At 71.0% G+C, this 13,210-nt stretch carries 14 protein-coding genes; 4 read left to right on the top strand and 10 right to left on the bottom strand.

The genetic code is table 11. From position 1 onward, the window contains the following. Positions 1-17: 17 nt before the first annotated feature. The 3 genes from LJ657_RS06690 to LJ657_RS06680 form a co-directional block, all read right to left on the bottom strand. The gene (locus LJ657_RS06690) at positions 18-923 is read right to left on the bottom strand and encodes a DMT family transporter (protein ID WP_232647334.1); all 906 of its coding nucleotides are present in this window, start codon (positions 921-923) and stop codon (positions 18-20) included. A 91-nt stretch (positions 924-1,014) separates the two neighbouring features. Beyond that, positions 1,015-1,641 carry a dihydrofolate reductase family protein gene (locus LJ657_RS06685; RefSeq protein ID WP_232647332.1) on the bottom strand — a complete coding sequence of 209 codons (627 nt, stop codon included), beginning with the start codon at positions 1,639-1,641 and terminating at the stop codon, positions 1,015-1,017. A 107-nt stretch (positions 1,642-1,748) separates the two neighbouring features. Continuing rightward, positions 1,749-2,564 carry an AIM24 family protein gene (locus LJ657_RS06680; RefSeq protein ID WP_232647331.1) on the bottom strand — a complete coding sequence of 272 codons (816 nt, stop codon included), beginning with the start codon at positions 2,562-2,564 and terminating at the stop codon, positions 1,749-1,751. A 120-nt stretch (positions 2,565-2,684) separates the two neighbouring features. Between LJ657_RS06680 and LJ657_RS06675 the strand changes: the two genes are divergently transcribed. After that, positions 2,685-3,431, top strand: coding sequence for an SDR family oxidoreductase (locus LJ657_RS06675; RefSeq protein WP_232647329.1), 747 nt, complete (start codon positions 2,685-2,687; stop codon positions 3,429-3,431). A gap of 213 nt (positions 3,432-3,644) precedes the next feature. Here the strand turns inward: LJ657_RS06675 and alc are convergent, their stop codons facing one another. After that, positions 3,645-4,775, bottom strand: coding sequence for an allantoicase (gene alc / locus LJ657_RS06670; protein ID WP_232647328.1), 1,131 nt, complete (start codon positions 4,773-4,775; stop codon positions 3,645-3,647). A gap of 52 nt (positions 4,776-4,827) precedes the next feature. Further along, a complete protein-coding gene (allB, locus tag LJ657_RS06665; RefSeq protein WP_232647327.1) occupies positions 4,828-6,168 on the bottom strand; it encodes an allantoinase AllB in 1,341 nt (446 codons plus the stop codon). A 253-nt stretch (positions 6,169-6,421) separates the two neighbouring features. Between allB and LJ657_RS06660 the strand changes: the two genes are divergently transcribed. Further along, positions 6,422-7,216, top strand: coding sequence for an IclR family transcriptional regulator (locus LJ657_RS06660; protein WP_232647326.1), 795 nt, complete (start codon positions 6,422-6,424; stop codon positions 7,214-7,216). A 190-nt stretch (positions 7,217-7,406) separates the two neighbouring features. On the opposite strand, the gene LJ657_RS06655 is transcribed toward LJ657_RS06660, so the two are convergent. Next, the gene (locus LJ657_RS06655) at positions 7,407-7,691 is read right to left on the bottom strand and encodes a DUF5955 family protein (protein ID WP_232647426.1); all 285 of its coding nucleotides are present in this window, start codon (positions 7,689-7,691) and stop codon (positions 7,407-7,409) included. A gap of 215 nt (positions 7,692-7,906) precedes the next feature. On the opposite strand from LJ657_RS06655, the gene LJ657_RS06650 reads away from it, so the two are divergent. Together LJ657_RS06650 and aceB are read left to right on the top strand one after the other, a co-directional pair. Beyond that, on the top strand, positions 7,907-8,506 hold the full coding sequence (locus tag LJ657_RS06650) for a nucleotidyltransferase family protein (RefSeq protein WP_232647324.1): 600 nt from the start codon (positions 7,907-7,909) through the stop codon (positions 8,504-8,506). A gap of 202 nt (positions 8,507-8,708) precedes the next feature. Next, entirely contained in the window at positions 8,709-10,334 is a 1,626-nt protein-coding gene (aceB, locus tag LJ657_RS06645) for a malate synthase A (RefSeq protein WP_232647323.1), read from the top strand. 1 nt (position 10,335) lies between these two features. On the opposite strand, the gene LJ657_RS06640 is transcribed toward aceB, so the two are convergent. From LJ657_RS06640 to LJ657_RS06625, 4 genes are all read right to left on the bottom strand, one after another. Continuing rightward, positions 10,336-10,626 carry an Rdx family protein gene (locus tag LJ657_RS06640; RefSeq protein ID WP_269786082.1) on the bottom strand — a complete coding sequence of 97 codons (291 nt, stop codon included), beginning with the start codon at positions 10,624-10,626 and terminating at the stop codon, positions 10,336-10,338. Next, complete coding sequence (locus LJ657_RS06635) at positions 10,623-11,537, bottom strand: HipA family kinase (protein WP_232647319.1); 915 nt, start codon at positions 11,535-11,537, stop codon at positions 10,623-10,625. The genes LJ657_RS06640 and LJ657_RS06635 overlap by 4 nt, the downstream gene beginning before the upstream one ends. A gap of 164 nt (positions 11,538-11,701) precedes the next feature. Continuing rightward, on the bottom strand, positions 11,702-11,974 hold the full coding sequence (locus tag LJ657_RS48530) for a tyrosine-type recombinase/integrase (RefSeq protein ID WP_232647318.1): 273 nt from the start codon (positions 11,972-11,974) through the stop codon (positions 11,702-11,704). A 248-nt stretch (positions 11,975-12,222) separates the two neighbouring features. Next, positions 12,223-13,188: an expansin EXLX1 family cellulose-binding protein gene (locus LJ657_RS06625; RefSeq protein WP_232647317.1), complete on the bottom strand. Its 966-nt coding sequence runs from the start codon at positions 13,186-13,188 to the stop codon at positions 12,223-12,225. Between the last annotated feature and the right edge of the window lie 22 nt (positions 13,189-13,210).

Here is a 13,210-nt window from a genome sequence, read left to right as displayed (position 1 = left end):
GATGAGTTTTCCGTAAGTTAACCTGCGGCCCTGCGTCCCCACGCGGTCCCCACAAGCACCAGCGCACCGCCTGCCAGTCCGAGCGCTCCGAGCCGTTCCCCGCCGAGCGCGATGCCGGCCGCGGCGGCCCACAGCGGCTCGGTGCCGAGCAGCAGGCTGACGCGCGAGGGGGACGTACGGCGCACGGCCCACATCTGCACGAAGAACGCGAACAGCGTGCAGCACACGGACAGGAACAGCAGCCCGGCCCACTCCCGCGCCCCGAAGCCGGCCGCCGTGCCCCACGGCGTGGTGCCGGCGCCGGCCGACAGGACCGCGAACACTGCGACGGCGGCTCCCAGTTGGACCGTGGTGAGCGACAGCGCGTCGGCCCCCCGGACGGCCTTGATGCGCGACATGGCGAGGACGTGCACGGTGCGGGCGAGGGCGGCGAGCAGCATCAGCAGGTCGCCGAGCGAGGGTCGGGTGAAGCCGCCGCCCTGGGTGAGCAGGACGACGCCGAGCACGGAGAGGCCGGCCGCCGCGAGGAACGCGCGGGGGGGCCGGACGCGCGTGACCGCGGCCTCCGCGAGCGGGGTGAAGATCATGGTGAGGCTGATGATGAGGCCGGCGTTGGTCGCCGAGGTCTGCACGACGCCGTACGTCTCCAGCAGGAAGATCCCACCGAGGATCAGCCCGAGCAGCGCGGCGCCGCGCCACTGGGCTGCGGTGAGGGCGCGCAGCGAGCGCCGTGCGACGACTGCGAGCACGGGCAGGACCACGGCGAAGCGCAGCACCAGGACGGCGAGCACCGTCCGTGCGGTGGTGATGTCCTTGGCCGCGAGGTAGCTCGCGCCCCACACGACCGCGACGAGCAGCACGGGCAGGTCGGTGAGCCAGGCCCGGCGGGGCGCGAGCGGGCGCGGTACGGCGATCGACGACATGGGGGCGGCTCTCCCGGTCTCCGGCGGGTGTGCGGAGACGTCGGCGGCTCCCACGGGGAGCGATCACCGTACCGGCGCGGCTGATCCTCGGCTAGGCGTTTTCCGGGAGCTCGTACGAGCCGTAGTCGGGCCGTCCGGCCACGTCGTACGACTGGATGGAGACCCCGGCGGGGGTCGTACGGCCGCCCGTGTGGCGGAACTTGGTCGGTACCGCGCCCTCCTTGAAGAGACGGAGGCCGGTGCCCAGCACCACCGGGAACGTCACCAGGTGGACGGTGTCGACGAGGCCGAGGTCCAGCAGGGACTGGACGAGGGCGCCGCTGCCGTGCACCTGGAGCTCGCCGTCGGTGCGCTCCTTGAGGGCGGTGACCTCCTTGGCGAGGTCGCCGCCGATCACGGTGGTGCCGGACCATGCGGGGTCGGTGAGGGTGGACGACGGGACGTACTTCGGCAGCGCGTTCAGCTGGGCGGCGATGCGGTCGGCGGGGTCGGTCACCTTCGGCCAGTGAGAGGCGAAGATGTCGTACGTGCGGCGCCCGAGGAGGAACGCGGCGGGGCGCTCGAAGACCTCGCCGACGAACCGGCCGAAGTCCTCGTCGCCGTACACGAAACTCCAGCCACCGTGCTCGAAGCCGCCCCGGGTGTCCTCCTGGGGGCCGCCGGGTGCCTGGTAGACGCCGTCGAGGGTGACGAAGATCGTGGAGACGAGCTTGCCCATGGCGGATGCCTGCTTCCTGGTGTGGGGTCTGTTGTCATCACCTCAGACCCCACCGGCGCCCGCAACTCATCGGTCGCTCGTGACCGACCGGCCGTGGGTACGGCACCTCACCCGGCGTGGGTGGAGAACAAGCCGCCCGTCGGGCCCTGCTTGTCGCCGCCCTGGGCCTTCTTGAGGGCGTTCGCCAGGCTCTCGATGGTGAGGGACTGCAGGATCACCCGGCCGTTGCCCTCCAGGGTGGCCAGGGAGAGGCCCTCGCCGCCGAAGACTGCGTTCATCATGCCCTGGCGGTTGAGGCCGCCGATGCGCTGGACGCCGTACTGGATGCCCTCCTCGAAGGCGACGACGCAGCCCGTGTCGACCTCGATACGGCCGCCGAAGTCGGCCGGGTTGAGGTCGATGAAGTTGCCGGCACCCGCGATGATCACCGTGCCGTGCCCGGTGAACTTCTCCAGGATGAAGCCCTCGCCGCCGCTCATGCCGGTACGGCCGCCCTGGAAGGCGATGCCGAAGTCGACGGTGGACTCGGCGGCCACGAAGGCGTCCTTCTCAGCGAACCATGCGCGCGTGCCGTCGAGTTCCAGGGCGCGCATCTCGCCCGGGAGCACGCCCGCGAAGCCGACTGTCCCCTCTCCGCCCTGGGCGCTGAAGTACTGGAACGCGAGCGACTCGCCCGCGAGCATGCGCTGGCCGACCTGCATGGCGGTACCCATGGCCTGGCGCAGCATGCCGCCCATGCCACCGCCTCCGCCGCCCTGGGACTGCCCGCCGCCGTTCGAGGGACCGGAGAGGCGGGTCTCCATGGTCACGTTCGTCGTCTTGAACAGGAACTTGCCCGCCTCGCAGTACACGGTCTGACCGGGGCGCAGGTTGACGACCGCCATCTGCATGGCGGTGCCGACGATCTCTTGCTGAAGTGTCACGTGGGGAGAACGCGGGAGGTGGAGGAAAGAGTTCCGGCCTGATCCGGTGTGTTCCGGCCACTCGATCTCGGTGTCCGTTCGCCGCCGGCGCCAGCGCGCGGCCGGCGCTGGGATGGATCCATGACAACCACTGACGGAACTCTCGAAGGCAAGGTGGCCCTGGTGACCGGCGGCAGCCGCGGCATCGGTGCGGCGACGGCGCTGCGGCTCGCCCGGGACGGCGCGGACGTGGCCGTGACGTGTGTGAACGGCAGCGATGCGGCCGCGGACGTCGTACGGCGGATCGAGGCGCTGGGGCGGCGGGGGGTGGCTCTGCGGGCGGATTCCGCGGATGCGGACGAGGCGGCGGGGGCGGTGGAACGTGCGGCGGTGGCGCTGGGCGGGCTCGATGTGCTGGTGAACAACGCGGGCGTGGGCGTGCTGGGACCGTTGCACGGTCTGGCGCTCGCCGACGTCGACCGGGTCCTTTCGGTGAACGTCCGGGGCGTGTTCCTGACCTCGCAGGCGGCGGCTGCGCGGATGGCGTCCGGGGGGCGGATCATCACGATCGGTACGTGTATGACCCAGCGGGTGCCGGGGCCGGGCGGGACGCTGTACGCCACGAGCAAGGCGGCCCTGGTGGGCCTGACGAAGGCGCTGGCCCGGGAGTTGGGTGGACGGGGGATCGCGGCGAACATCGTGCATCCCGGTCCGATCGACACGGATATGAATCCTGCGGATGGGCCCGATGCGGCCGGTCAGGCGGCGATGACGGCGGTCGGTCGTTACGGGACGGCCGAGGAGGTGGCGGGGATGGTGGCGTACCTGGCGGGGGCTGAGTACGTCACCGGGGCCGAGTTCGCGGTGGACGGCGGGTTCGCGGCGTGATGCCGTCGAAGGCTTTCGCCCCCGCCGCCCCTTCCCGTCCCGACCCGGGGGCCGGCCCCCGGACCCCCGCTCCTCGAACGCCGGAGGGGCTGGATGCCTTCAGCCCGTCCGGCGTTTGAGGACGAGGCCGTTCAGGCCGAAACGGGGGCCTGGGGGCGGAGCCCCCAGGGGACGGGATTGGGAAGGGGCGGCGGGGGCGAGAACCAGCCTGCCTCAGCCCCCCAGTTCCTGGTGCCGGGCCGCAAGCGCCGTCGCACCTGCTTCCGTCAGGGAGCCGAAGAGCCGCAGCCGCGAGATGCCGCCGTCCGGGAAGATGTCCACGCGCGCGTGGGTGCCGACGGCCGGGGCCGGCAGGACGAAGCGGTGGTTGGTGTCGGGCTGGAGGCGCGTGCGCGGGAGTACCTCGCGCCAGTCACCACCCTCGCCGTCCTTCACCGACACCGAGGCCCAGCCCGCGCTGTTGCCCTTCAGATACGCCGTGTCGATCTCGATCGCGCGGATCTGGGACTGGGCCGCGAGGCGGTAGCGGATCCAGTCGTTGCCCTGGTCGCGGCGGCGGCGGGTCTCCCAGCCGTCGTCCATCTTGCGGGAGCGGCCCGGCTGGATGGTGTTCGTGGCCGGGGAGTAGAAGAGGTTGGAGGCGTCCTCGGCCTGGCCGCCGTTCTCCAGGGCGACGACGTCGAAGGTGCCCAGGGTCGCCAGCCACTCGGGGTCCGGGACGACCTCGCCGTACACGCGCAGGCGCGCGATGCCGCCGTCGGGGTGCTGGTTGACGCGGAGGTGTGTGAAGCGCTGCTCGGCCGAGACGGCGAAGCCGTTGGCCGCGTGGCCGCCCACCGGGGTGCGCGGGACGAGGGTCGTCCACTTCACGTCGTCGCCCAGGAGCTCCTCCGGGGACGGGGAGCCGGGTACCGACGTGCCCTCGACCGACACCGCCTGCGGGTAGTTGCCGCGGAAGTGGGCCGTGTCGACGACGATCCCGCGGATCACGCCGGGCGCGCCGAGGCGGACCAGTGCCCAGTCGTGGTCCTCGGCCGTCGGCCACGGGTGCTCGGCCGATGCGCCACGGCGGCGGCGCGTCTCCCAGCCGTCCATGACCTTGCCCTTGTGCCCGAAGTGCTCGGGGTCGAACTCGGCCGCCTCGGGCACCAGCAGGTTCTCGCGCTGGGCGAAGAACTCGTCGTTGGCGGCGATCACGCCGGCTCCGAGCTGCCGGTCGGCGAGGTTGGCGTACTGGGTGAAGGGGAAGTCGGCGGTGCGGTAGTCGGCGTACGGATCACCGCCTCCGTACGGGTTCGCGTCGCCGGTGAAACTGGCCAAGCGGGATTGATGCTGCGCCGTCACGGTGATCAGATCGTCCTTTCGGGGTCGGCCGCTGCGGGTGCGGGAGGTTCGGTCAGTGGTCGCGGGTGAGCAGCCGCCCCTTCGGCCCGGTGAACTCCCCGTCCGCGACGATGCGTTCACCGCGCAGCCAGGTCGACTTCACGACGCCGTACAGGGTCTTGCCGGCGTACGCCGTCACGCGGTTGCGGTGCTGGAGGGCCGCGGGGTCCACGGTGAACGTCTCGTCGGGTGCGAGGACCGCGAAGTCCGCGTCGCGGCCGGCCTCGATGGCGCCCTTGCGGGCGTCCAGGCCCACCAGTTCCGCCGTGCGCGAGGACATCCAGCGGACCACGTCCTCCAGGCCGTGCCCGCGCCTGCGTGCCTCGGTCCACACCGCGGCCAGGCTCAGCTGGAGGCCGGAGATGCCGCCCCAGGCGGTCGCGAAGTCGTCCGTCTTGAGGTCGGCCGTGGACGGGGAGTGGTCGGTGACCACGCAGTCGATGGTGCCGTCCGCCAGCGCCTGCCACAGCAGGTCCTGGTTGGCGGCCTCACGGATGGGCGGGCAGCACTTGAACTCGCTTGCGCCGTCCGGGACTTCCTCTGCCGTCAACGTCAGATAGTGGGGGCAGGTCTCGACCGTGACGCGCACGCCCTCCGCCTTCGCCTCGGCGATCAGCGGAAGCGCGTCGCTCGACGACAGATGCAGGACGTGCACGCGCGCGTTGAGGCGTTTCGCCTGGCCGATCAGCTGGGAGATCGCCGTGTCCTCTGCGTCACGCGGGCGGCTGGCCAGGAAGTCGGCGTACTTGGGGCCGCCGTGCTGCGGGGCCGCGTCCAGGTGGTGCGGGTCCTCGGCATGCACGATCAGCAGGCCGCCGAAGGAGGCGATCTCGGCCAGGGACCGGGCGAGTCGGTCGTGGTCGAGATGCGGGAACTCGTCCACCCCGGACGGCGACAGGAACGCCTTGAAGCCGAAGACACCGGCCTCGTGCAGCGGGCGCAGGTCCTTGACGTTGTCGGGCAGGGCGCCGCCCCAGAAGCCGACGTCGATGTGCGCCTTGTCGACGGCGACGTCCCTCTTCGTACGGAGGTTGTCGACCGTCGTGGTCGGTGGCAGGGAGTTGAGCGGCATGTCGACGAGGGTGGTGATACCGCCGGCCGCCGCCGCGCGCGTGGCCGTCCAGAAGCCCTCCCACTCGGTGCGGCCCGGGTCGTTGACGTGCACGTGCGTGTCGACCAGGCCGGGCAGCAGGACGTCGTCGCCGAAGTCCTCCAGGCGGGCGTCCGAGGGTACGGCGGCGTCGTACGGCAGCACGGCCGTGATCCGGCCGCCGGCGACCGTGACCGTGGCGGGACGCGTTCCCTCGGGTGTGATGACGCGCGTCGAGCGCAGCACCAGCTCTGTGTCGGACACCCGGACCCCTCTCAGCCGCCGCGATTTACTTCCACGAAACGGAATTCAACTTTCTGTTGAAGGAGTCTTCACTCCCGCTTCCGCGCCGTCAAGGGCACACTTCTCCACAGTGCACCCGCTGGACCCACTCTGGACGTTTCCACAAAGCGGAATTAGAATTCCAGCAAGCAGAACGTAGCTACGTACAAGCGGGGAGTCAACCGACCGGCGGGTAGGCTTCTGCCCTTCCCGCCAGTCCCGAAAGGAACGCGCCGTGCCGACGTCCAGCGCCAGCACCACCGACGCCGCCAAATCCAACGGCGGCGGCGTCCAGTCCCTCGAGCGCGCCTTCGATCTGCTGGAACGGATGGCGGACGCGGGCGGCGAGGTCGGACTGAGCGAGCTCTCAGCGAGCAGCGGACTGCCGCTGCCCACCATTCACCGTCTGATGCGCACGCTCGTGGCCTGCGGATACGTCCGCCAGCAGGCCAACCGCCGGTATGCGCTCGGCCCGCGCCTGATCCGCCTCGGCGAGTCCGCCGCACGCCTGCTCGGCACCTGGGCGCGCCCCTATCTGGCCCGCCTGGTCGAGGAGACCGGCGAGACGGCGAACATGGCGCTGCTCGACGGCGACGAGATCGTCTACGTCGCCCAGGTGCCGTCCAAGCACTCGATGCGGATGTTCACCGAGGTCGGCCGACGGGTGCTCCCGCACTCCACGGGCGTCGGCAAGGCCCTGCTCGCGAACACCCCGGACCACGAGGTGCGCGCCCTGCTCGCCCGCACCGGCATGCCCGCCGCGACGGACAAGACGATCACCACGCCGGAGGGCTTCCTGGCGGCCCTGGTGGACGTGCGCAGGGCCGGCTACGCGGTCGACGACAACGAGCAGGAGATCGGGGTGCGCTGCCTCGCCGTCTCCGTGCCCAACTCCCCCACCGCCGCCGCCATTTCGATCTCGGGACCGGCGGGCCGGGTCACCGAGGCGGCGACGGACAAGATCGTGCCGGTGCTCCAGCAGGTGGCGGTGGAACTCTCGGAGGCCCTGGCCAGCCAGAGTCCGGTGTAGGTGCCGCCGCGGCGCCTGTGGTCCGCGGACCGAGCCGATGTGCGGCTCACTCCGCCGGGCCGCCGTAGGCCGCCGTTCACCTGCGGCTCCCTTGCGGTTGATCGCGCCCGCGCGGCGGAGCCGCAAATCGATACAGCCCCGCGCCCCTTCAGGGCGCCGCCCGCGCCCAGGGGCGTAACCGACGCGGCACTCAGCGCGAGGGCTCCCCGAACAGGTCCACCGCGTTGCGTACGTCCGACAGCCCCCTGGCCAGCGCGCTCACGGATCCGATCGCACCGGCGATCAGCAGCAGCGACCGGCGCAGGCGGGGGATTTCGGGGGCGCCGTCGATCGTCATCGCGGCGAGGGCCGCGAGTTCGTCCTCGGCTATGCAGCGGTCGGGGAACTCGGCGGGGTGCGCGGCGAGTTCGCGGCGCAGCCGGGACACCGCGGTCCGCAGTTCCGCCACTCTCGGGTCCTCGTCGCTGCCGGTCACTGGCCTCTGCCCCAAGCTCCGGATCACATCTCTCCCCCTCGCACGCCCTCGTGCGCAGTTTCCTCGTGCTCCCGCAGTGCGGCCCCGTGGCGCTGGTCGGGCGCCGGGGGACGCGGGTCAGTAAACGCCACCCGATGCCCGGTGCGCCACTGCGCGGACCGAAATTCAGCCCCCGGAAACCGGGCACCCGCCCTGGCGTCAGGTATGCAGGACCCATGACCGAGAACGAACAGCAGGTGGCCGGGCTGGTGCTCGCCGCGGGCGGCGGCCGGCGGCTCGGCGGGCGGCCCAAGGCGCTGCTTCAGCACCATGGACGGCCGCTCGTCGAGCACGCGGTCGGCGTGCTGCGCGCGGCAGGCTGCACCCGCGTCCACGTGGTCCTGGGGGCGCGGGCCGACGCCGTACGGGAGCGGGCGGAATTGGAGGGGTGCGTGCTCGTGGAGAACCCGCAGTGGCAGCAGGGCATGGGGACCTCACTGCGGGCCGGGCTGGACTCGCTCGCCGGGACGGGGGCCCGGGCCGCCCTGGTCTCGCTCGTCGACCAGCCGGGGATCGGCCCGGAGGCGGCGGGGCGGGTGCTGGCCGCCCACCGGGACGAGACGTCCCTCGTCTCGGCCGCCTACGACGGCGTACGCGGCCATCCCGTGCTCTTCGGCCGCGTCCACTGGGCGGGCATCGCCGAGACGGCGACCGGGGACCGCGGGGCCCGCGCCTATCTCAAGGCGCACGAGTCGGCGATCACGCTCGTCGAGTGCGGGGACGTGGCACAGCCGTACGACATCGACACCGAAGCCGATCTGGTCCACCTTGAGTGAAGCTTGAACTTTGAGTGACCAGGGTGGCACTGAGCGCCATCATCCCTCGACCCGGAGAATCTCGATATCAACAAACCATTGAACTTCCACGATGAGGAAACTAGTATCCACTGTTCAGAAGCGCCCTACCGCTCCAAGGGCGCCGCTCGCCGTACCCGGTTCGACTGGCACCCGGTGCCACCGCTGAAGGAAGTGACAGCTCATGTCCGCACCAGCGCCGTCCCCGCTGGCCATCGTCGACGCCGAGCCGCTGCCGCGGCAGGAGGAGGTCCTCACGGAGGCGGCCCTGGCCTTCGTGGCCGAGCTGCACCGGCGGTTCACGCCCCGGCGTGACGAACTCCTCGCCCGCCGCGCGGAGCGCCGCGCCGAGATCGCCCGCACCTCCACGCTCGACTTCCTCCCGGAGACGGCCGCGATCCGCGCGGACGACTCCTGGAAGGTGGCCCCCTCCCCCGCCGCCCTGAACGACCGCCGCGTGGAGATCACCGGCCCCACCGACCGCAAGATGACCATCAACGCCCTCAACTCGGGCGCCAGGGTCTGGCTCGCCGACTTCGAGGACGCCTCGGCGCCGACCTGGGAGAACGTGGTCCTGGGTCAGGTCAACCTGGCCGACGCGTACACCCGCAACATCGACTTCACCGACCCGGCGAGCGGCAAGTCGTACGCCCTGCGCCCGGACGAGGAGCTGGCGACGGTCGTCATGCGCCCGCGCGGCTGGCATCTGAACGAGCGCCACCTCGTCGACGCCGACGGCAGCCAGGTCCCGGGCGCCTTCGTCGACTTCGGCCTGTACTTCTTCCACAACGCCCAGCGGCTGCTCGACCTCGGCAAGGGTCCGTACTTCTACCTCCCGAAGACAGAGTCCCACCTGGAGGCCCGCCTCTGGAACGACGTGTTCGTCTTCGCGCAGGACTACGTCGGCATCCCGCAGGGCACCATCCGCGCCACCGTCCTGATCGAGACGATCACCGCGGCGTACGAGATGGAGGAGATCCTCTACGAACTGCGCGACCACGCCTCGGGGTTGAACGCGGGCCGCTGGGACTACCTGTTCTCCATCGTCAAGAACTTCCGTGACGGCGGCGCCAAGTTCGTCCTGCCGGACCGCAACGCGGTCACGATGACGGCGCCGTTCATGCGGGCGTACACCGAACTCCTCGTCCGCACCTGCCACAAGCGCGGCGCACACGCGATCGGCGGCATGGCGGCGTTCATCCCCTCCCGCCGGGACGCCGAGGTCAACAAGGTCGCGTTCGAGAAGGTCCGGGCCGACAAGGACCGTGAGGCCGGCGACGGCTTCGACGGCTCCTGGGTCGCCCACCCCGACCTGGTCCCGATCGCCATGGAGTCCTTCGACAAGGTGCTCGGCGACAAGCCGAACCAGAAGGACCGGCTGCGCGAGGACGTCCACGTCGAGGCGGCCGACCTGATCGCCGTCGACTCCCTCGACGCCAAGCCGACGTACAACGGGCTGGTCAACGCCGTCCAGGTCGGCATCCGTTACATCGAGGCCTGGCTGCGCGGCCTCGGCGCGGTCGCCATCTTCAACCTCATGGAGGACGCGGCCACCGCCGAGATCTCCCGCTCGCAGATCTGGCAGTGGATCAACGCGGGCGTCGAGTTCGAGAACGGCGAGAAGGCCACCCCGGAGCTGGCCCGCAAGGTCGCCGCCGAGGAGCTGTCCGACATCCGCCAGGAGATCGGCGAGGAGGCCTTCGCGGCCGGCCACTGGCAGCAGGCCCACGACCTGCTGCTCCAGGTCTCCCTCGACGACAACTACGCGGACTTCCTCACACTGCCCGCGTACCAGCAGCTCAAGGGCTGACCTACTTCTGCGACGCCTTGTCCGAGTGGCCCAGGGACCTTCCCGGGGCCACTCGGTCGCGTACGGCCTGCTTCACGGCCGTCGGCTCCGGGAAGCCCTGTTCGCGGCGGTCCCAGACCACCTCGCCGTCGACCCGGACCACGAAGACACCTCCGGTCCCGGGCTTGAGCGACAGCTCGGTCAGCTCCGCCTCGAAGGTGGTCAGCAGCTCCTGTGCCAGCCAGGCCGCGCGGGGCAGCCAGCGGCACTGGGTGCAGTACTCGATCTGTACGACCTGTCCCACGCGGTTCATCCGAGGTGCACCGACCAATCCTGTTCCGCCGCCGGTTTGCCGTGCAGGTCGGGGACCCGCTTCAGCCAGTTCGGGCGGCCCTGCTGGGTACGCGCCGTCCGGAGGGCCTCCTCGGCGTCGAGCTCCTCCCGGCTGGGGAAGTCGGCGGGGAGCCAGGCCGCGGAGGCCTGCACGCGCGCGTGGAGGTAATCGACATACGCCGTCCGGATGTCGTCCGGGGTGGCGAAGCCCTCCTCTCCGGCCAGCCAGGCGTCGGGTACCTCCGCGGCGATGTCCCGCAGCAGCCCCCGCGTCACCTTCGGCGCCAGCTCCGCGTCGGCCGCCCGCACGTCGGGGGCGTAGTGACCGAGGGCGTGGTGCCGGAAGTCGTACAGCTTCGCGGGATCCGAACCGTCCCAGCGGTGGTGGAAGACGAGGGCCGCACCGTGGTCGATGAGCCACAGCCGCGGGGGCGCGATACCGAGCGTCGGCCAGACCATCAGGTTCGAGCTGTGGACCGTGCGGTCCACGTTCACGGTGAGCGCGTCGAGCCAGACGACCCGGCCCGCCTCCAGCGCATCGACCGGGAACGACTTCGCGACCTCCGAGGTGAAGTCCCTCGCGCCCGGCAGATAGTCCATCCCGAGGTTGATCCCCGCGCTGGCGCTGTGGAGTTCCCGCACCTCCTGGTGGGGCTCGGCGTCGGCGACCGCCGGGTCGAAGTGCACCAGCACCAGCTCGGGGAAGCGCAGCCCGAGCGCGCGGGCCAGTTCCCCGACGATCACCTCGGCGACCAGCGCCTTGCGGCCCTGCGCGGAGCCGGTGAACTTCACCACGTAGGTGCCCAGGTCGTCGGCCTCGACGATTCCGGGCACGGAGCCGCCGGATCGAAGGGGTGCGACGTAGCGGGTCGCGGTGACCTCTCTCAGCATTTCCTCAGCTCACCCCGTCCATTGGCCTTGCAATCCAAGGTCGACCTCGGAGGCGTCCAACAGCGGGAATTGCCCGTCATCAGCCCTGGGGAGAATCTGGGGAGTTTCGAGAATCTGGGGAGTTTCGGCTGGCATGCAGATCTCCCCGCCTCCCCAGCAGTCCGTCAATGGCCGTCCGCCCCGCTTCCGGCCTCCGGCATGAAGTGAGCATAGTAACCAAGGGTGATCGCCGGCGACGAGTGCCCGAGCCGCCGAGCCACCGTCACCAGGGACTCTCCCGCCTCCAGCATGAGCGAGGCGTAGGTGTGCCGCAGCACGTGGAAGCCGTCCTTCGGCGCAGCCTCCCACCGCCAGTCCTTCGCCCCCTTGGCACGCGCCGGGATGATGCCGGCCTTGGCCGACGCGGGCTTCCAGGTGTAGGTGTTCCACGCATTCACCGCAGCGGCGTTGCCGAATCGTGTGGTGAGCAGCAGGGAGAACTTCTTCCGCTGTCCCTCCGCCTCCGGCTTCCCCCGTCACCAAGCGCGGGCCCGGCGGCTTCGGCTCCGGTCACCTCGCCTTCTGTCGCGGTCGTCTCACCGACTCCCTCGCCCGACTGCGGGCTCCGAGGCGGGCGGCCGGCCGGGCAGGCCACGCTCCTCCGAGGTTCCGTTCCGTTCGGAGGAGCCCGCTGTTCGTGGCCTGGTCAGTGTCGTGCGAACTGGGCGCTCGTCGGTTGGATCACGTTGGGTCGCACGGTGGTTCCGCTGATGGTGAGTTGCTGTCCGTAGATGTCGGTGAGCCTGATGGGGCTGCCGCATCCGCTGCCGTCGGGGGAGAGGAAGTAGTTGTAGTCGGTGCGGGTGAGTGGGCGCCAGCCGCTGTTGGTGCGGACCTCGAGCCGGGCGAGGGGGTTGCGGTGGCCGATGGCCTGGATGGCGCACCAGTAGCGGCTGGAGCCGGTCTTGTAGCGGATCGAGATGGTGCCTGCCGTGTCGGGGCTGAGCAGGTTCCAGGTGATGGTGAGCCGGCCGGTGGAGACGGGAGCGAGTTTGGCGAAGGCCTGCTCGCTGAGGTCGAGTTGACCGGGTGCGCAGGGCAGGGGGCATTCGTTGGTGATGCGGACGGTGACGGAGTTGCCGTTGGCCGCGTGGACGCGTATGTAGGCCCCGCATGCCCGGGAGGTCTCGTAGTCGGTGGTGTTCATGGCGGCGATCATCATGTCGCTGCTGGGGCCGTAGGAGCAGGCGCCGTCTCCGACTCCGGCCTGGTAGACGGTGGCGACTCCGGGGTAGGTGACCTTGGGCCGGATCCGTCCGGCCAGGGGGGTCGTGGCGGGGGCCGTGCGCGGGGACGCCGAGGACGGCGAGCCCGACCGCGCCTTGGAGGGGGACGGCGAGGCCTTCGGGGTGGCGCTGGGCTTGGGGCTCGCGGAGGTGGCCGAGGGTGAGGGTGTGGACGGCTGGTGCCCGGGTGAGGCCGGGGGGTGGGCGTGCTGGGAGTCGGCGACGGCAGTGGCCGCGGCCGCGGCGGCGTTCTCCTTGCGGTCGGGTTGTATCGCCATGACCAGGCAGACGAGGAGTGCGGTGACGGCCAGGCCGGTGGTGGTGCCGATCACCAGCCGGCGTCTGCGCCTGCGCTGCCGCGCGGCCTGACGTGTTGTCTCTTGCATGTCCATCCGTTCGGAAAGAGCG

It is taken from the genome of Streptomyces guryensis (assembly GCF_021261325.1).
GTDB classification, from domain to species: Bacteria; Actinomycetota; Actinomycetes; order Streptomycetales; family Streptomycetaceae; genus Streptomyces; species Streptomyces guryensis.
The sequence above is the reverse complement of the archived record's forward strand: the minus strand, read 5'-3'. Positions and strand labels throughout refer to the sequence as shown.

Coding starts and splice junctions, on each gene's coding strand:
- LJ657_RS06690 (WP_232647334.1), bottom strand. CDS start 923: ATGTCGTCGATCGCCGTACCGCGCCCGCTCGCGCCCCGCCGGGCCTGG.
- LJ657_RS06685 (WP_232647332.1), bottom strand. CDS start 1,641: ATGGGCAAGCTCGTCTCCACGATCTTCGTCACCCTCGACGGCGTCTAC.
- LJ657_RS06675 (WP_232647329.1), top strand. CDS start 2,685: ATGACAACCACTGACGGAACTCTCGAAGGCAAGGTGGCCCTGGTGACC.
- LJ657_RS06650 (WP_232647324.1), top strand. CDS start 7,907: ATGACCGAGAACGAACAGCAGGTGGCCGGGCTGGTGCTCGCCGCGGGC.
- aceB (WP_232647323.1), top strand. CDS start 8,709: ATGTCCGCACCAGCGCCGTCCCCGCTGGCCATCGTCGACGCCGAGCCG.
- LJ657_RS06640 (WP_269786082.1), bottom strand. CDS start 10,626: ATGAACCGCGTGGGACAGGTCGTACAGATCGAGTACTGCACCCAGTGC.
- LJ657_RS06635 (WP_232647319.1), bottom strand. CDS start 11,537: ATGCTGAGAGAGGTCACCGCGACCCGCTACGTCGCACCCCTTCGATCC.
- LJ657_RS06625 (WP_232647317.1), bottom strand. CDS start 13,188: ATGCAAGAGACAACACGTCAGGCCGCGCGGCAGCGCAGGCGCAGACGC.